This window comes from Sphingobium mellinum, from assembly GCF_037860795.1.
GTDB classification, from domain to species: domain Bacteria; phylum Pseudomonadota; class Alphaproteobacteria; order Sphingomonadales; family Sphingomonadaceae; genus Sphingobium; species Sphingobium mellinum.
The window spans coordinates 1-18,122 of the sequence record NZ_JBANRK010000011.1 but is presented as its reverse complement, the minus strand read 5'-3'; the positions used below and the strand labels follow the sequence as shown (position 1 = coordinate 18,122).

The 18,122-nt window shown below is 62.1% G+C and carries 14 protein-coding genes and 1 pseudogene; 8 read left to right on the top strand and 7 right to left on the bottom strand.

What is annotated here, in order from left to right:
• Window positions 1-13 precede the first annotated feature (13 nt).
• From AAC640_RS12275 to AAC640_RS12260, 4 genes are all read right to left on the bottom strand, one after another.
• Entirely contained in the window at window positions 14-1,120 is a 1,107-nt protein-coding gene (locus AAC640_RS12275; protein WP_422794992.1) for a hypothetical protein, read from the bottom strand.
• 336 nt (window positions 1,121-1,456) lie between these two features.
• Window positions 1,457-1,693, bottom strand: coding sequence for a hypothetical protein (locus tag AAC640_RS12270; RefSeq protein WP_340266654.1), 237 nt, complete (start codon window positions 1,691-1,693; stop codon window positions 1,457-1,459).
• 161 nt (window positions 1,694-1,854) lie between these two features.
• Window positions 1,855-3,246, bottom strand: a complete 1,392-nt coding sequence (locus tag AAC640_RS12265; protein WP_340266652.1) for a sugar transferase — start codon at window positions 3,244-3,246, stop codon at window positions 1,855-1,857.
• Window positions 3,247-3,854: 608 nt separating this feature from the next.
• Entirely contained in the window at window positions 3,855-4,364 is a 510-nt protein-coding gene (locus AAC640_RS12260; protein WP_340266651.1) for a hypothetical protein, read from the bottom strand.
• 220 nt (window positions 4,365-4,584) lie between these two features.
• Between AAC640_RS12260 and AAC640_RS12255 the strand changes: the two genes are divergently transcribed.
• Together AAC640_RS12255 and AAC640_RS12250 are read left to right on the top strand one after the other, a co-directional pair.
• A complete protein-coding gene (locus AAC640_RS12255) occupies window positions 4,585-5,625 on the top strand; it encodes a rod shape-determining protein (RefSeq protein ID WP_340266649.1) in 1,041 nt (346 codons plus the stop codon).
• A 266-nt stretch (window positions 5,626-5,891) separates the two neighbouring features.
• Complete coding sequence (locus AAC640_RS12250; protein WP_340266647.1) at window positions 5,892-7,163, top strand: tyrosine-type recombinase/integrase; 1,272 nt, start codon at window positions 5,892-5,894, stop codon at window positions 7,161-7,163.
• Here AAC640_RS12250 and AAC640_RS12245 read toward each other — a convergent pair.
• Window positions 7,151-7,330, bottom strand: a complete 180-nt coding sequence (locus tag AAC640_RS12245) for a DUF5818 domain-containing protein (protein WP_340266806.1) — start codon at window positions 7,328-7,330, stop codon at window positions 7,151-7,153. The genes AAC640_RS12250 and AAC640_RS12245 overlap by 13 nt on opposite strands.
• A gap of 43 nt (window positions 7,331-7,373) precedes the next feature.
• Entirely contained in the window at window positions 7,374-8,033 is a 660-nt protein-coding gene (locus AAC640_RS12240) for a lytic transglycosylase domain-containing protein (protein ID WP_340266645.1), read from the bottom strand.
• 127 nt (window positions 8,034-8,160) lie between these two features.
• On the opposite strand from AAC640_RS12240, the gene AAC640_RS12235 reads away from it, so the two are divergent.
• The 4 genes from AAC640_RS12235 to AAC640_RS12220 all read left to right on the top strand — a co-directional run bounded on the left by AAC640_RS12235 (window position 8,161) and on the right by AAC640_RS12220 (window position 14,557).
• A complete protein-coding gene (locus tag AAC640_RS12235; protein WP_340266643.1) occupies window positions 8,161-9,057 on the top strand; it encodes a DUF7146 domain-containing protein in 897 nt (298 codons plus the stop codon).
• A 76-nt stretch (window positions 9,058-9,133) separates the two neighbouring features.
• Entirely contained in the window at window positions 9,134-13,366 is a 4,233-nt protein-coding gene (locus AAC640_RS12230; RefSeq protein ID WP_340266641.1) for a strawberry notch-like NTP hydrolase domain-containing protein, read from the top strand.
• 61 nt (window positions 13,367-13,427) lie between these two features.
• The gene (locus AAC640_RS12225; protein ID WP_340266639.1) at window positions 13,428-13,841 is read left to right on the top strand and encodes an MbcA/ParS/Xre antitoxin family protein; all 414 of its coding nucleotides are present in this window, start codon (window positions 13,428-13,430) and stop codon (window positions 13,839-13,841) included.
• A complete protein-coding gene (locus tag AAC640_RS12220) occupies window positions 13,838-14,557 on the top strand; it encodes an RES family NAD+ phosphorylase (RefSeq protein WP_340266637.1) in 720 nt (239 codons plus the stop codon). Before AAC640_RS12225 ends, AAC640_RS12220 begins: the two co-directional genes overlap by 4 nt.
• Window positions 14,558-14,588: 31 nt before the next feature.
• Here the strand turns inward: AAC640_RS12220 and AAC640_RS12215 are convergent, their stop codons facing one another.
• The gene (locus AAC640_RS12215) at window positions 14,589-15,209 is read right to left on the bottom strand and encodes a DUF6988 family protein (protein ID WP_340266635.1); all 621 of its coding nucleotides are present in this window, start codon (window positions 15,207-15,209) and stop codon (window positions 14,589-14,591) included.
• Window positions 15,210-15,477: 268 nt separating this feature from the next.
• On the opposite strand from AAC640_RS12215, the gene AAC640_RS12210 reads away from it, so the two are divergent.
• Both AAC640_RS12210 and AAC640_RS12205 read left to right on the top strand, forming a co-directional pair.
• A complete protein-coding gene (locus AAC640_RS12210; RefSeq protein WP_340266633.1) occupies window positions 15,478-17,487 on the top strand; it encodes a ParB/RepB/Spo0J family partition protein in 2,010 nt (669 codons plus the stop codon).
• A gap of 154 nt (window positions 17,488-17,641) precedes the next feature.
• Window positions 17,642-18,049: pseudogene (locus tag AAC640_RS12205) on the top strand (ArdC-like ssDNA-binding domain-containing protein); the annotation flags it as partial.
• Window positions 18,050-18,122 lie beyond the last annotated feature (73 nt).

The following is an 18,122-nucleotide window of genomic DNA, read 5'->3' as shown; positions in this document are numbered from 1 at the left end:
TTTAGGTTCAAGATTAGAATTTTACGGCTCCGCCCAAGGTGACCTGGGTGCCGCTATAGCTCGCGATGTCAGTGTCAGTGCGCCGGCGGTAATGTTGGGCATCGACCGTCAATTCGGCACGATCACTCAACTTGCGGGTGAGCATGGCGCCAAAGCGGCGGGTCCGGTCCGCCTCGATCGAGAAGGGGCGCAAGGCTGCATCCTGCCGGAATTTGCGCCGCTCCCAATCCGCGTACACGCCAGCGGAGGTCAGTTCCGAGATGGCAAAGGCGCCGTCGACCCGATGATGGGTCCGGATCGCGAAACCGCTTGCGATGAGACTATCATTGACGATGCCGCGTTCGGTTCTCACCGTGAGTTTCAGGCGTGGTATGAGGCTGCTTGACAGGCTGACGTCCCAGCCAAGACCCTTGTAGGTGCCGACCGCGGCGGAATCGCTGGTCACATCCAGCCAGCGAACATCCGCATCGACTTGCGTCAAAGGTGAAACGGCGCGTTTGAATTTCAGCCCATAGCTGTTGATCCGGTTTTCTATGCCCAGCTCGCGGCGGCGGCTGTTCACCCGTTCATAAAAGGCGATGAGGGTGCCCAGGCTCGGCATATTGTAGCCAATCCCGCCAAGGTAGGTGTCGCTTGTCTGATCGGCATAGTCGAACTGGCGGGCATTGCGCGTCAGATCGCGGCGATAACTCGCTACCGGAAAAAGGCCCGACCGCTCGCATCCAAGCTCGGCGCCCAAGGTCGTAAAACGCTGGAGATTTTCAGTCTGCTGATTGAGATCGCCGTAATCCGCCCGTTGCTGGCGATAAGCCGCCATGGGTGTGATGGAACATGTCGCGCCAAAGCGTATCGTCGCTCTCGCTTCCGTATCCAGCCGCAACTTGCTGCGTTGCCCTTCGGAAACGAAGCGGTCATAGCCAACCTTGCCGCGCAGGAGCAGGTCATGTCGCCCCAACGGCTTGCCGTAGGTCAGTTCCAGCCACGGCGTTACTATCAGATCATCTTTCGGGTTTTCCACCCGATCGTCGACGCGATAGATATTGTCATCATAGAGAAGGTCCAGCCCGGCAGTGGCGTGGAGCCCCATGGTCTTGAGGCGGGCGTCGTCATCATTGGCAATGGAGGTTTGCGCGCGCGATGCTGCAGGCGCACCCGCAACAATGACGCCGGTGAGCGCGGCAGCGAGCGCTGCGCCAGACAAGCGCGATCGACCTTTTGCAGGCGCAAAGGATGGCTTCCGAAAGCGCGGACTCAAAGCTATATTCAAATTGCGACCCTTTATTGCATTGCAGCAATGGAAGTCATGCTAGTCGCGTTTGCACGCAAAACGAACCACCGCGCGTGCGGTTTGTCGTGACAAAACAACGGTTCAGTCGGTCGTAAAACTGGTAATCGTCGGCGTTTTACATCCCCCGCGTGCCTGTTAATCTTGCAGCAATGTTGCAAACGACTCTGGTCAAAAGGCCAGATCGGCAATTCCGGCCAGGACTCCGGCGAACGAACCAATTCCCGCCCAGCGCGACAAGAACTGAATGCCATCTTCGACGCGGCTTGCGCGAGTGGTCTCGTGCGCGGAAACGGGAATATGGTGGCCACCAGCGGCCAGCTGAGAGATGGCTTTTCGCTCGCTTGCGAGAGCCATAATTTCTTCCGCCTCGTCCGTCGTCCAGCCTGTTGGTGATGCTGGGGACATCCCATCATATGCTTAACCAGCCGTTTCTCGCAGCGCAGCATTGGACCTCGTTTCATCGAAAAATGAGGGTGATAGCCAGATTATGGAAGAAGCGATTGCTACTTGCCATAGCCAGGGGAGGGGCCCACTCCCGCCCATGCCCGCTTATGGTGGGCGGGTCTTCAGTAAGCGTTCTTGTGCACCAGTACGTTGAATGTGCCGATCAGAATGGCGACGTCGCGCATCAAGCTCCAGCCATGCAGATATTCCAGATCTGCCTCAACCCGGTTCAGGATATCGCGCCGAGTTTCGGTCGCGCCCCGAAAACCCCGGATCTGAGCAAGGCCGGTAATTCCCGGCTTCAAAGCGTGACGGTGCCAATATTGGCGATCAACCTGCCAGAACAGTTGTTCTTCAGCTGTCGAACCCAACGCATGAGGACGGGGACCGACCAGGCTCATTTCGCCCAGCAGCACGTTGATGAGCTGCGGCAATTCGTCGATGCTCGTTTTGCGAATGAAGGCACCGACCCGGGTGATACGGTTGTCATCGCGGCGGGTAGAGGCTGCACCCGCGCTATCGCACTGTTCCACCCGCATGCTGCGGAATTTGAGGATGTGGAACAAACGGTTACCGCGCCCGATCCGTTCTTGTTTGAAGAACACCGGGCCCTGCGAATCCAGCCGGATTGCGATAGCTATGGCAATCATCAAGGGCGCGAGGGCGATCAGCAGCGGCACCGTGATCGCGATGTCCAGCAGGCGTTTCTTGGCCCGGTTGGCAAGGTTGAGGGGCCCGCGCGCAACCACCAGGGTCGAGACGCCACGGCAATTCTGCACAGCGAGCGGCGCCATCGTGTCCAGTTCAGGCACGATTATCTCGCCCAATATATTGCCGCCCTTGAGCATTTGCGCCCAATCCGCCTTGCGTTCGGCCGGGCAGGAGATGACGACGCGATCGTAGTCTCGCAACAGCGTGCCGAGACGATGCAGCATGTAGGGATCATCCAGATCGGCCCTGAGCCCGGCGACGTCGGCCTCGACGATGTCCATGCCGCTAACGTCGTCAGGAACGATGCCTTCGTCAATTATGAGAAGCTGAGCGAACAGGTTATCGCTGAAATTCCGGCGGACGGTCCTGACAATCAACAGCCGTTGAAATCCGAGCAACGCGGCGCTGCACAATATCCCGCCGGAGATGCCCAGCCGCGACAAGTCACCTGTGGCTTTCAACGAAAATACGACGAGCAAGAAGATGAGCAAGGTGCCGGCGAATGCCGTAACCGCATTGCGCAGGGACGGTGTGAGCCGCGTCAGGCAAATGGGGTTATAGGCCTGGTTATGGAAAGCAACGATGCCGTAGACGATTACTCCGCCGGCCAATGGCTGCCAGAATTCGCTGGACGACAAGGGGAGGGCGGCAACGCGCAAACCTATCGCAAAGCCTGTAGCCAGTGCAGCCATATCGGCGACAAGGAGCAACATGCACAGCCAGAGCCGCACATTCCGTTGCGCAACGGCTGCTGTGGGCTGGCGGCTGGGAGACCCCGCGATCGCCAGATCAATTTTCGACATCTGCAACCCTTTTTATGTCGTGACGCCAATCGCACGCCTGAAGACGGTGACTTGGATCAGACATCCGCTGCCTAGGATTTATCCAGGTATTATGTTGCGCAGCAGCAGGACATAAATGTTCTGGACTGACAATGAGGGGTGGGACGCGCGGATGCACTTTTCCGACGATCCGTTCCTCCAGGAGGATGCTCTGCCCTTCACATGCGACGACCCGAATTCTGCACAGGCGAAATTGCAAGCAGAAAATAACTCTTCAATCGAAACGCTTGGTCCGACTCGGACAGAGTTTGGGAAAACGAATCAGCGGATGAACAACCAAGCGATCGCCGCCAGCGCCAGGACCATCGCCAAGGGACCAGACCAGCGCGAGACCAGTTCTATCGCCGCTTCCGCACGCTCATGCGGCCGACGCGTTGCATCGGCGAGAGCGTCTGTCCCGGGCGAGGCAGACGTTGGGTCATGGCGAGGCGCAGGATGCAACTCCGCCGGGCCCGCGGCCTTATCCTGTGGCTGAGGTGAAAGATCGATCATCTGCAATGCCCCGAGCGCCGGTTGCGCTCCGCCAGCAAGATACCCTTTCCGCTTCAAAAGAGGAAGGGCGGCATCGCTTATCTGACGACGCCATTCATTCCCGATGAACTCGTCGTCCGAGTCAACGCGATCCTCAAAAAGCGCCGGTCGCGTGTCATGGTCCGGGCGGTGTATAGCACCACGCTTACCTCTGCGGCTCCAACTGTGGGACAGCTTGGCGAAGCGGCCACGCGTGACACACATTTGGCCCAGGCCCGCGCTGCATCGCACGACAGGATTTTTAACAAGGCGATCTTGCTGCTGGAGAGGGCCAGCACCAACTTTCCCGATGATGCAGGGGTATTGCGGCTGCTGGTCAGATCGCTCATTGGGTAGCCGATCCGCATTTGGACGGGCGGCAACGGTAGCTGAAATCCATCAGCAAGCGTAAATTCTTCCTGATCTATGTTGGTTGGCTTCCACTCTTTGGCGGGCATCCTGTTGGAAAAATGCGAAATACTCGTTTCAATTTGGGATGCTTTATCTGGATTAAGTCTTACGCTCTTGTCATGACCGGGGCCGCATGACCTATTGGGCGGCGCAGGCATTTGCCCGCATTGCGACCCAGACTTCCCCGCTTCCCATCAGGAAGCGGGGACTTTTTTGTGCTGGAGCCGCAAGCCTCGCGACTTATTCGGCTAGTCTTGGATCGCCTCTCTCCACTGGACCCGAGAACCGGACGGGTCGTCGCAGCGCTCTTCTGCTATAGCGGGGCCATCTCCACTGGGACGGGACCCATCCCGCCAAAGAAGATTGCCTGTCCATCCGATGAAATTGCCCCGTTTCCTTTCGTCTTCCGCTTGCGACATGGCCATCGATCTCGGGACCGTTAACACGGTCATATACGTCCGGGACCGTGGGATCGTTCTCAATGAACCCTCTGTGATCGCGATCGAGACGCGCCAGGGAATAAGGCGGGTGAAGGTCGTCGGGAACGAAGCCAAATTGATGCTGGGCAAGACGCCCTCCGGCATTCAGGCAATCAGGCCATTGCGCGACGGCGTTATCGCCGACATCGACGTCGCCGAACAGATGATCAAGCATTTCATCGACAAGGCGCTTAACGGCAGCAACCGGTTCGGACGCCGTCACGAAGTCGTGATTTGTGTGCCGTCCGGATCGACGATGGTCGAAAGACGTGCGCTGAGGGACGCTGCTGCAAATGCGGGCGCGGCGCATGTACAGCTCATTGAGGAGCCCATGGCCGCCGCGATTGGCGCGGGTCTTCCGGTCACGGAGCCGCGCGGAGCCATGGTGGTCGATATCGGCGGGGGCACCACCGAAGTCGCTGTGCTGTCGTTGCAAGGCATTGCCTACAGCAACAGCGCTCGCGTGGGTGGTGACAGGCTGGACGACGCGATATCTTCGCATATCCGCCGCACGCACAATCTGATGATCGGCGAAGCCACGGCGGAACGCGTGAAGTGCGAGATCGGATCAGCTATGGCGCCGGTAGACGAGGACAGACATATTATCGTCAAGGGGCGCGACCTTGTTAACGGGCGACCGGCAGAAATGACGATCAGCGAGAGGGAGATCGCCGAAGCGCTTTCCGAACCCGTCGGCCAGATCAAGATGGCGGTCATGACCGCACTTGAGCAGACGGCTCCGGAACTTTCGGCGGACATTATAGAGGAGGGCATCACGCTGACCGGTGGGGGCGCCCTGCTGCGCCGCCTGGACGAAGCGCTGATGGAGGAAACCGGGCTTCCCGTGAAAGTCGCCGACACGCCCCTAATCTGCGTTGCCATGGGCGCCGGCAAGGCGCTTGAGGACCCGGCCTATCAAGGTGTGCTCACTGGATCGTGAGTGAAACGGAAACAGGCCTAACGCCGGTTAGCCCCCGCGTTAGCCGACACGAGTGATAGACCAAATACTGCTTTGCAAGTCATTGAAAAATGGTGGACGCACTAGGGCTCGAACCTAGGACCCGCTGATTAAGAGCTGCAATCAGAGGGTCCTAGCGCATCCGCATGGGTCCAAAAATGGCGGAAATCTGCGATTCATAGTCCGTATTGTTCTTGAAATGTTCGCCAGTATCCAGTACTAAAAGCTACCTAAGGTAGCAGGTACATATGGCGAACAAAGTTGGTTTGACGGATGCTCGGATCGCAGGCTTGAAGGCTCCTGCCACCGGGCAAATTGAGCTTGCTGATGGCATCGTGACCGGGCTCCGGCTTCGGATGGGTGCAAGCGGCATCAAGACGTACATCTTGCGCAAGCGCGTTCAAGGCAAATGGTTGAATGTCACGATCGGCCGACATGGCCCGAGCTTCACTCTTGCCAATGCTCGGCGGAAGGCGCGAGACCTTCTGGTCGATGTTGAGCAGGGCAAGAACATCGCCAGAAAGCCAGGCGCGAAGAGGAAGGGATCGAAGGGCGTCGGGACGGTCGCTGAGCTCTACGAGATTTATTTGGCTCAGCAGATCGAGGGAAAAAAACGGAGCGCGAAGGAGTTCGACCGGGTTTTCCGGAAGTACATCGAACCCGAGCTGGGTGACCGTCTCGCGGATTCCATCACTCGAAGCGACGTGAGCCGCTTTGTCGAGAAGATCGCCTTCGAGCGGGGCAAGGAAACCCTGACGATGGCGCGCATCGTGTATCGCCATCTTTCAACTTTCTACACTTGGGCACTCACCAGACTCGAGCATTTGCCAGCCAATCCATGCCGGGATGCATGGCGTCCGAAGCGTAGCGAGCCTCGCGACCGCGTACTCAGCGATCGAGAGCTCGCCGCATTGTGGCAAGCCGCTGTCGAGGATGGCTATCCGTTCGGTCATCTCGTGCAAATGCTTGTTCTCACAGCCCAGCGCCGGGGAGAGGTGCTCGACGCCACTTGCGACGAGTTCGATTTCAAGGCGAAGGTTTGGACCGTCCCTGGAGACAGAGCGAAAAACGGCAAGGCGAATGTCGTGCCGCTGTCCGCCCAGGCACTCACAGTCGTCACCGACATCTTCGCGGCCGCGGGGATTGCTCCTGACGACGCCCACAAGCAGTCCCAAATTCTATTGGCATCCAAGGTCACCAACACAAACAGTGTCAGTGGGCTGTCAAAGGCCTGGAAGCGGATTAGGGCAAGCGTGGATGAGAAGCTTGGCTATGATGCCGGTCATTTCACCATGCATGACATTCGCCGGACAGTGGCAACTGGGCTGCAGAGGCTTGGAATACCGCTGGTCGTTTCTGAAGCTGTTCTCAATCATCAGTCGGGCTCGGCAATGGCCGGTGTCGCCGGGGTTTATCATCGGCATCAGTACACCAATGAGAAGCGCGAAGCTCTCGCACTGTGGGGCAGGGAGCTCCTCCAACTCGTCGCGAAATATCCGCCCCAGAATCAAGAAGGATGACTGTCCGCGCCAATCCAGTCGGCGCGTAGGCGATCCATGCCTGCAACCACGCCTTCAACAGTCACGTTCGAACCGATGAGATCGTCGGTAACTTCCTCGCCTTCGACGATCCAAACCTCGTCCGATTTCGTGGTCAGGATCATTCCGCGTCGTCCGCGGCTCAGCATTCCCGACACGCGTATTCGACCGGAACTCACAACTACCCCCTGCTCAAAAGTGCCAATGACGCAGCACGTCGCGCACATAGGCCGGTGTCTCGCCATTGGGTGGGATACCGCCGGCTCGCTCGACGGCGCCAGGGCCTGCATTGTAGGCAGCGAGGGCCAGATGCACTACCCCGAACTTGTCGAGCATCTGGCGGAGATACCGCGCCGCACCGAAGATGTTGGCCATTGGATCGAAGCGATTTGAAACGCCAAGGTCGCGGGCGGTCCCTGGCATCAGCTGACCCAGGCCGGCGGCGCCAGCCTTGCTGATCGCCAGAGGATTATACCGCGATTCCGTCCATACCAAGGCGTCGAGAAGACCACTGGGCAGCGAATATTGAGCCTCGGCAGCATAAACATGGGGAAGGTAGCTTGCCCGTCGAAAGCCTGAGGGCCCGCCAGCTTCGGGCTTTGCATAACGATAGGGAAGGTAGGTCCGGCCCGCTTCGAGAACCGAAGCCCCTGACGAAGCGGCTAGGGGCTGGCGCCAAATCCCATGCTCCACCAGCTGGAAACCGTTCGACCCCTCGGCAATGCGGAAACCGTCAGGCCGCATCTCAGGTGCAGCAGCAGCCTCAGCAGCCATTTCCTCCTGCGCCTGAGCCGGGACGACGAACGCCAATCCCGCCAGCGCCGCTGTGATCGTTGCCCATCTCAGTCTCATATCTCGATTCCTTCTATGGCCGAATCGAGTTAGAACATATATAGAACGCCTCATGTAGGAAAACGCATTGGCAGCAGCGCAGAGCGGAGGCTGCGCGGGTGGAGGCATGTCATGATGGAGATGCCCCATGTCCCAGATTCAAGGTCGCGAAACGCTCGAAGCCCGCGCTCGTAAGATCGTCGAGGCGCTGAGCGGGACCTGGTCGCGCTCGCGCGGTATGTGTTGCTGCCCGGCCCACGCTGACCGCACCCCCTCGCTCAGCATCACGCTAGGCAAGCGCGCGATCCTGGTCCATTGCTTCGCCGGCTGCACCAGCGAGGCAGTCATGCAGGGCATGGCCAAGCTTGGGGTGCGAATCTCGGACCTGTTCGACGGGACGGGCGGCCCGGTCGCATCCGCGCCGCGTCACGAAATCGCTGACCGCAACGCGCTGAGACTGTGGCGCGAGGCCTCGCTACTCGCAGGCAGCCCGGCCGAGCGCTACCTTGCCGCGCGAGGCATTACGATTTCATCTTCCGACCTGCGCTTTCATCCGCACATGCCGCTCGGCCCGAAGGGCGCGGTGCGGTTCCTACCGGCCTTGGTGGCAGCGGTACGCAACGACGCCGGTATCCTGGCGCTGAACCGGACCTTCCTCGATCCCGACAGCAACCGCCTCGCCTCATTTGAGCAGCCGAAGCGCTCACTCGGCAGTCCGGGCTCGGGAGCCGTACGTCTGGCATATCCGCGCGATGGCAGGCTCGGACTCGCCGAGGGCAACGAGTCCGCGCTTTCGGCGATGCAGATGTTCGACATTTCCTGCTGGGCGACGCTGGGCAACGAGCGGTTCGGCCTGGTCACGATCCCGGAATCGGTGCGCGAGCTGCATCTCTTCGTTGACAACGACGCCGGTGGACTCCTCGCCGAGGAGCGCGCGCGTGCAGCCTATGCCTGCAAGGGGCGCCGGATCGTCACCCGGCGGCCCGAGCGACCCGGCGACGACTGGAACGACGTGCTGATGCGCCGGATTCGCGCGGTGGCTTGAGCCAAGCAGAGAGGAGAGTGGGCTTGGGGCCTTTCGAGGCCCCCAGACGGACTTGGGCCTCGTCAGGAGGTTTCCAATGTCCCATGCTTCTCCCGCTCTCGCCTTTACCATCCCCGCCGAACCGCAAGTTCTGGCCGCGGCAAGGTCGCTGGCTGCCCGGATCGGTGCCGATCAGGCTATCTCCCGCGCCGTGCTGAACGCCACGATGCGCGAGCATTTCGGCGGCAGCGATGCCGAAGGCCGCTGGTTGGTGCGAGATGCCCATGCCGCGCTCGAATTGGCCCAGGTGCTATTCTTGGCTGACGAGTCCGAGCTCGTCACCGCTGTGTCGCCTGAATTGGCCGATCGGACCTTTTCTCGCTTGGAAGCACTGGTGCCGAGCCAGACCACTCGCAGCGACGAGCAAATCGAATGGCAGCAGTTCGCAACGCCGCCCCGCATAGCCTGGCTCGCCGCCCGGGCCTGCGCGATCTTTGCGGGCGAACTGGTGCTCGAACCCTCGGCCGGGACTGGGATGCTGGGCATTTGGGCGGCAAAGGCAGGCGCGCGCCTCGCGCTCAACGAGATCTCACCGCTCCGTCGTGAATGCCTTGGAGCACTGTTCCCCGAAGCCACGGTGACGGGATACGATGGCGAGCTGATCGACGAGCTGCTCTCGCCCAATATCGCGCCGCGCGTGGTGTTGATGAACCCTCCCTATTCCCACGGGATTGAGCGCGGCCACGATGGACGCACCGGTGCGCGGCACCTGCGTTCGGCCTGGAAGCGGCTGCTCCCCGGCGGTCGCCTCGTCGCGGTGATGCCCGAATGGTTCGACCTGCCGCGCTTCCTTGCCGGGATCACCGGCCCGGTGGCGCTGCGGCTCAACGCCGCGATTGAGCGCGGTTTCGTCAAGCAGGGAACCTCGATCACCACCCGGCTCTTGGTGCTCGACAAGGTCGATGGCGGCGATAGTCCGGCCATCGCCAAGCCCCTGAACTTTGCCGAGCTCTGCTTCCTGGCCGACCTTTTGCCCGATCGCACGGGGCAGGTCGCTGAGCCGATCATCGGCCAAAGACCGGCGCTCCCGCTGCGGCTCGTCGCACGGCCGAGCAAACCGGTCCCGCTCGCGGTTCGGCCCATCGCGGCCGCGCCGTCGATCCAGCCGCTGGCTTACCAACCGCTCGATGCGCCCGCGCCGATCGCCGAGCAGGTCGGGCATTATCTGCCCTACCGGCCGAGCCGCATCGCGATTACGGGCGCAGTCGAACATCCGACGCCACTGGTGGAATCGGTCGCGATGGGCTCGATCACCGCGCCGGTGCCCGAAGCGGTGCCGCAGCTGCCTTCCGATCTTATCGCCAAAGGCGTTCTCTCCGCCGCGCAGACCGAGACCCTGATCTATGCCGCGAACGCCCATTCCCGCGATCTCTCGGGAAGGTTCGAGCCCGACGACAAGGGCTGCGTGCTGAAGGCGAGCGCCGAGGGCCGGACCTACCGGATGGGCTACTTCCTTGGCGACGGGACCGGTGCAGGCAAAGGCCGGCAGGTTGCCTCGGTCATCCTCGATCGCTGGGTGAGGGGCGAGCGCCGCCATATCTGGATTTCGAAGAACGAAGCGCTGCTCGAAGACGCGCGCCGCGACTGGGGCGCGCTTGGGGGCCTGCCGATCGACGTTCAGCCGCTCGGGCAATGGAAGCTCGGGATCCCGGTCGGAATGCGCGAGGGCATCCTCTTCGTCACCTATCCGACCCTTCGCTCAGGCCGCAGCGATGCGACCCGGCTGGAGCAGATCCTCGAATGGGCGGGTGACGACTTCGACGGGGTGATCGTCTTCGACGAGGCCCACGCCATGGCCAACGCCGCGGGCGGTGAAGGCTCACGCGGCAAGGTCAAGGGATCGGAGCAAGGCGTTGCCGGGGTGCGGCTGCAGAACCTGTTGCCGCGCGCCCGCGTGCTCTATGCCTCGGCAACCGGGGCGTCAGACGTCAACAATCTCGCCTATGCGACCCGGCTTGGCCTCTGGGGACCGGAAACCGCCTTCGCCAACCGCGAGGCCTTCGTCGCCGACATCCGCGATGGCGGCATTGCCGCAATGGAACTGGTCGCTCGCGATCTCAAATCGCTAGGGCTCTACACCGCGCGAGCGCTGTCGTTCGCCGGGGTCGAATACGAGATCCTCGAACATTGCCTCTCCGTCGACCAGATCGCGGTCTACGATGCCTATGCCGAAGCCTGGGCGATCATCCATGCCAACCTGCGCGATGCTCTGGAGGCGACCCGGATTGTCGATGCCGACAGCGGAGATACCCTGAACTCCGGGGCCAAGGCGGCGGCGCTGTCGATCTTCGAGGGCACCAAGCAGCGGTTCTTTGCGCAATTGCTGCTCTCGATGAAGTTGCCGAGCCTGCTGCCGGCAATCGATATGACACTTGCCGAAGGCAATGCCGTGGTGGTGCAGCTCGTCTCGACTGCGGAGGCCATGCTTGATCGCCGCCTCGCCGACCTTACCGATGCCGAACGTGAAGCGCTTGAGATCGACCTTTCTCCCCGCGAATACGTGATCGACTACCTCACCAAGAGCTTTCCGGTGCGGTTGATGGCGGTATTCAAGGACGAGAACGGCAATCCGCGCTCCGAGCCGATGGTCGACGAAGCCGGTGCGCCGGTGCTGTGCCGCTCGGCGCTCGACGCGCGCGACCGAATGATCGAGCAACTCTGCGCGTTGCCGCCGATCGCCACCGCGCTCGATGCGATCATCGAGCGGTTCGGGGTCGAGCTGGTCGCCGAGGTCACCGGGCGAACCCGGCGCCTGATCGTCGGACGCGATGGGCGCCAGCAGCTTCAATCCCGTAGCCCCCGTGCCAATGTCGCCGAGACACAGGCGTTCATGGACGGGACCAAGCGGGTCCTAGTGTTCTCCGATGCCGGCGGCACGGGGCGCAGCTATCATGCCGACCTGGCCGCCAAGAACCAGGCGCGCCGCGTCCATTTCCTGCTTGAGCCGGGCTGGCGCGCCGATGCCGCCATCCAGGGACTCGGGCGGACCAACCGCACCAACCAGGCCTCGGCGCCGCTGTTCCGTCCTGTCACCACCGATGTGCGCGGCGAGAGGCGGTTTATCTCGACCATAGCGCGACGGCTCGACAGCCTCGGCGCGCTAACCCGCGGTCAGCGCCAGACTGGGGGGCAGAACCTGTTCGATCCCGCCGACAATCTCGAAAGCTCCTATGCCAAGGAGGCGCTTCACCGCTGGTTCGGCTTGCTGTTCACCGGAAAGCTCGACGCCGTGAGCCTTGCGCGGTTCGAGGAACTGACCGGACTCAGGATCGAAGGCCTCGACGGATCGATGGTCGACGACCTGCCGACGATCCAGCGCTGGCTCAACCGCATACTCGCGCTGCCGATCGCTCTGCAGAACGGCATCTTCGACGAATTCCTTGGACTCGTCGAAGCGCGGATCGATGCCGCCCGGCAGGCGGGCACGCTCGAACTCGGGGTCGAGACCATCGCGGTCGAGCACTTCGAGGTGCTCGCCGACACCCTGCTGCGCACCGATGCGCTCTCGGGCGCGACCACGCACCTCCTCGAACTCGAGATCGCCCGAGCGCTGAAGCCCTTGGGCCTCGGGCGGCTTGAAGAGCTCTACGGTCTCTCGGGCGAGCGCCAGCAGTTAATACGCAATGCCCGCTCGGGCCGGATCGGGCTATTGGTTCCGGCACGCAGCCTGCTTGCCGACGACGGCACGCGGGTTGCCCGCTTCGAACTGGTCCGGCCCTTGAAGCACGGCCATCTGACGGCCCAGCAGCTTGAGGAAAGTAACTGGGAGCCAGTCGATTTCGCCGAGTTTCGCCGCCTCTGGCAAGCTGAGGTCGGTGAAGCCGCTGCGAGCCACAAGCGCGAACGACTGCATCTCGCGACTGGGCTGCTGCTGCCGGTCTGGGACAAGCTCCCTTCCGACTACGTTCGGGTCAGTCGGATCTCCGCTCGCGACGGGCGCTCGCTACTGGGTCGCGAAGTGCCACTCCACTGCGTTCCCGAACTCTGCCAGGCCTTGGGTCTGGAGGACGAACATGCGTTCTCGGTCGAGCAGATTGTCGACGCTGTGCTCACCGGTGGCCGGCCGATGCAGGTCAAGGGCCGCGAGGGGCTCACCCTCAAGCGCAGCCTGGTCAACGGGACTCAGCGGCTCGAGCTTGCCGGTTGGTCGGCGGCGCGGCTTGACTGGTACAAGGTGCAAGGCTGTTTTACCGAGATCATCCGCTATCAGACGCGGCTGTTCGTGCCGACGACAGGCGCTGCGGGTATCCTCGCGCGGCTTGGCCAGTAGCTAAGAAGCATATTGCCAAATGGCATCCAATGGAATATATAGTGCCATATGGAGACTTGCCATGCTGGCTTTGCAACCCGTTGATACTGCTGCTCCGGCGTTTCGTCCGGATCCGATTACCCAGGGCGAGGCTGCCGCTATGTTCAGGGCGGTTCTCAACCTCTTTGGCAAGTGGGAACTTACCGACGAACAGGCGGCGACGCTGCTTGATATGCCGGTGCGCTCCTATCGGCGCTGGAAGGCTGAAGGGTCCGGCCGGGTCTCGCGTGATGGCGCGGCTCGCCTTTCCAACCTGATGGGCATTCACAAGGCGCTACGGATCGTCTTTTCGGACGCCCAGCGCGGTTATGCCTGGATCAAGGCAGGAAATAGCGCCTTCGCCGGATCGAGCGCACTTGATGTCATGCTCGGCGGTGAACTCACCGACATCATGCGCGTGCGCCGCTACCTCGACGCCGAGCGCGGTGGCTGGTGACGGAACCAGAGCAAGGCCCTGTTTCCCATGTTGAGTGGAAAGGCGCTGTCCGGATCCTCCGCAGCGCCTTTCCGCCGATCGACCTGTTCGAGGACATCGCCGACCCCGCCGACTGGCCGCTGCTGATCTCGGCAGAGCAAAAGACCAATCCCCGGATCATGGCGACCATCGGCAATCTGGACCTTGTGCCAGCGGACCGGAGGGTAGGCGGAAACGGTGCGTCTTATCTGATGGCGCCGTTCACCCATGTCAGCACGGACCGGCCAAGCCGCTTCACCGATGGCAGCTATGGCGTTCTCTATGTCGGAAATGCCTTCGAAACCGCTCTCTTCGAAACCATCCATCACCATGCCCGGTTCATGGCCCGCACCGCCGAAGAGCCCGGTTGGACCTCTCAATTCCGCGAGATCGTCCTTTCGGTCAGTGCCGATCTGCACGACCTGAGAGGGACCGAGCCCGCCAATCCAGCCCTTGATCCCGACAGCTATGTGGCATCCCAGAGGCTTGCGGCAGCCCTTAAGGCGGGTGGGGCCGATGGCATGGTCTATCCGAGCATCCGGCATCCCGGAGGGGAATGCGTCGGACTGTTCTACCCTGACTGCGCGTCCGAACCCGTCCAGGGGCGCCATCTCGACTATCACTGGGATGGGACGCGCGTCGATCTGGTGCGCGATGCGGGGACGGGCGCAGTTTATCGCGTCGTAGATTTGCCCTGAGCAGTCGGAGATCCTGCCTCCGCACAGCTTGTCAAGCGACAGCCGGTGGCGTGGTCAGAACGGTTGATGCACCGCTGTCCATCATCGCTTGAGCTTCTTCAACAAGATCGCTTCGCCCAGCCATGATCGCTATCTCGCCGAAGGCGATTAACGCCATCGTGCCTGCGAACTGGATGACCTCGAGCAGCGCTTCATCCTCAAAGGACGGCTCGATATAGTTTCCCTGAAGACGCCGGCTGACCTGATGGATACCACCATGCGTATAGCCATTCATCGGCTTCCAAGCCTTATCTTTGACGCTCGACAGGAGTTTGTCTTGGAAAGGTGGGGCCTGTTCGAGTGCTTCGATCAATCTCCACATCTTCGGCTTGATCTCGTCCTTCTCAACGAATTCCTCGATCTCAGCGTCGGTCGCGCGATAGTGTAGCCAGGCACCGCGCACGAAGCATTCGAACTCGCATCGCACCAGCGCAAAGGCGCTTGCGTAGCTTGCGTCGGCGACCAGCCGGAGGATACCCGCCGCGTGCTCCAGCGAGAGGTCGAAAAGCTGCGCGGGAATGCGGTGCCGGTGATCTCCTTTGAGCTCAATGCCGTTAAGCTTTCGGTCGATCCACGCGAGCAGGTCGCTCGCCTTTGCAATTCCGGCCTTCACAGCATCGGATTGAGGTAGTGATCGCATAGCTCAAACAGCCCCCATCTCGAAGCCTACGTCGGTCAAATACATAAGCCGATATGCTCACGCCGAAACAGAAATGACAGGCGAAAGCGCTCTGTCCGTATGCCGGGGCGAGTCACTCCAAGAGCTGCCAGTCGGCAAATGGCCCAAAATTGGCTGGGGAGAGGGGAGGGGGCTTTGCCCTGATTGAGCCGATTGGGCGTCGATGGTCGATGCGCAGGGCTCGCAATCGGGAGTATGTGCCATGATCAAGACGATCCCGCTGAACAAGCTGGTTCCTTCGCCGCGAAATGTCCGCCGCCATAACGACCCGGCGGCCGACGCCGAGCTCAAGGCCAGCATTGCTGCCCGCGGGCTGCTGCAGAACCTCATCGTGCGCCCGGGCGCCAAGGGCAAGTTCGAGGTTGAGGCCGGCGAGCGCCGCCGCAAGGCGATGCTGGCGCTGGCGGACGACAAGGTCCTGCCCAAGGACAACGAAGTGACCTGCCTCGTGCTCGAAGACACCGCCGAAGGTGCCATCGAGACTAGCCTGGCGGAAAACTTCCACCGTCTGGCGATGAATCCGGCCGACGAGGCCCAGGCCTTCGCATCGCTGATCGAGGCAGGCGCTTCGATCGAGGATGTGGCGCGCCGCTTCGGCCTAACCGTCCGTTTCGTCGAAGGTCGCCTGCGACTCGCCAAGCTCGCGCCGGTCGTGTTCGAGGCGCTGGCTTCGGGCGAAATCACGCTCGACCTCGCCAAGGCATACGGCGCCACTTCGGACCAGGCGATCCAGGCCCGGGTCTTCGAGCAGGTCTCGACCGGCTACTATGCCCCGAACCCGGACTCGATCCGCCGCATGGTGCTCTCGGGCACGGTCCGTGGCAGCGACCCCCGTGCTCGGCTCGTTGGGCGCGATGCCTATATCGTCGCCGGTGGCCTGATCGAGCGCGAGCTGTTCGATGACGAGGACAGCGAAGCCTGGGCCGATGTTGCGTTGCTGGAGACACTCGCCGCTGCGAAGATGGAGGAACAGGCCAAAGTCCTCGCCGAAGAACAGGGCCTCGCGTGGATCAAGCCGACGCTCGATCCCTACGCCAGTCATGACCTCATCGAGGGCTTGGTCCGGCTCCCCGCCGAACCCGCACCACTCACCGAAGCCGAACTCGCTCGGCTCGATGAACTTGACAACTCCTATGACGAACATGCCGCGATCCTCGAAGATGAGGACAGTGCCGAGGAAGCCGTGGCTGCGGCCGAAGCGGCGATCGAGGCGATCGAACGCGAGTGTCAGGATATCCGGGCCCGTCCGCCGGTGATCGCGTCCGAACTCAAGTCCGAGGCAGGGATGATCCTCGTACTGTCGCGCGATGGCACCCCGGTGCTCCAGCCGGTGTTCTACGGCGAACGGGAGGTCGACGGCGGAAACGATGACGTGGTCGAGATCGTGTCGGGCGAAGCCGGGGAGGGCAAGCGCCGCGCGGCGCTGTCGAAGCGCCTTGTCGATGAACTCGCGATGCAGCGCCGCGACGTCCTTGCGCTCCATGTCGCGTCCGATCCCGGTCTCGCGCTCGACCTTATGGTCTTCACGCTCGCCGACGCCGATACCCTCGACTACCGGGCGCGTTCGGCAACGACACTGCGGGGCGGCACACCTGCCGGCCCGATCATCGGGTTTGAGGCAAAGGATGCCGCGGCGAGCGCCTCGCTCGCCGAGTTCAAGTCAAGCCTCGACGAGAACTGGCGTGGCGGCGCGGACGTGTCGGAGCGGTTCGACCGGTTCCGGGCGCTTTCCGATGAAGCCCGTGCCACCTGGCTCGGTCACGTCGTCGGCCGCACCTTGGAAGCAAGTCTCAACATGGCCGGCGAGCGCAGGATCGACTTCCACGATCATCTGGCCACCCTGATCGGCATCGACATGGCCGCCTGGTGGCGCCCGACCGCGGCGAACTACTTCGACCGGGTGTCGAAGGCGGTGATCCTCGACGCGTTGGCTGCGGTCGGCGGTCCGGACCTGTCGAGCCGGTTCGCCTCGGTCAAGAAGGGTGATCTCGCGATGAGCGCCGAGCGCGTCTTCGCCGGGACCTACATCACCCAAGTCGAGGTGCGCGAACGCGCGCTCGCCTGGGTGCCCGAGGTCATGCGCTTTGCAGGTGTAGCGACCGTCGAGGTCGAAGCGGACGATGAGCAGATCCCCGAGCCCACCGGCGAGGCCGTCGCGAGCGCCGAAGGCGCCAACGACGACAATCAGACCCCTCGCGAGCTGGCTGCCTGACCTCCTCCTGACAGGTAGACGACTCGCCCCTCCGAAGCGGTCCCTTGGCTTCGCCCAAGGGGCCGCTTCCTTCCTGGGAAGAGAGCGGAGGGAGCTCGAGGCTGAGCGGAGCTGACCGGCGAACCTGCCGGCAGACCACATCAGGAGACACCTCATGGCTTATCGCAAACCCTCGCCCGGCGGATTGTCGCCCGCGACGCGCATCACCCAAGAGATCATCGCCCGGCTCGAAGCCGGGACCAAGCCGTGGGTGCAGCCCTGGCGCGGCGTGCCCGTGTCGCGGCCCTTGCGCGCTTGCGGCATTCCCTATCGCGGCATGAACGTATTCTGGCTGTGGATGGTCGCCGACATGTGCGGCTACGCCTCGCCTTACTGGATGACCTACAACCAGGCCAAAACCCTCGGCGCCCAGGTCCGCAAGGGTGAGAAGTCAACCATCGCCATTTTCTACAAGAGCTACACCAAGGAGGTCGAAGCGCCCGATACCGGCGAGAAGAGCGACGAGGCGCGCCGGGTTCTGAAGGCCTATCCGGTGTTCAACGCCGATCAGGTCGAGGGTGTCAACGGCGGTCGGATTCCAGGCCATGATGGCGGAGTAAAAGCAGGCCATTGAAGATGAGCGCGGATGATATGCA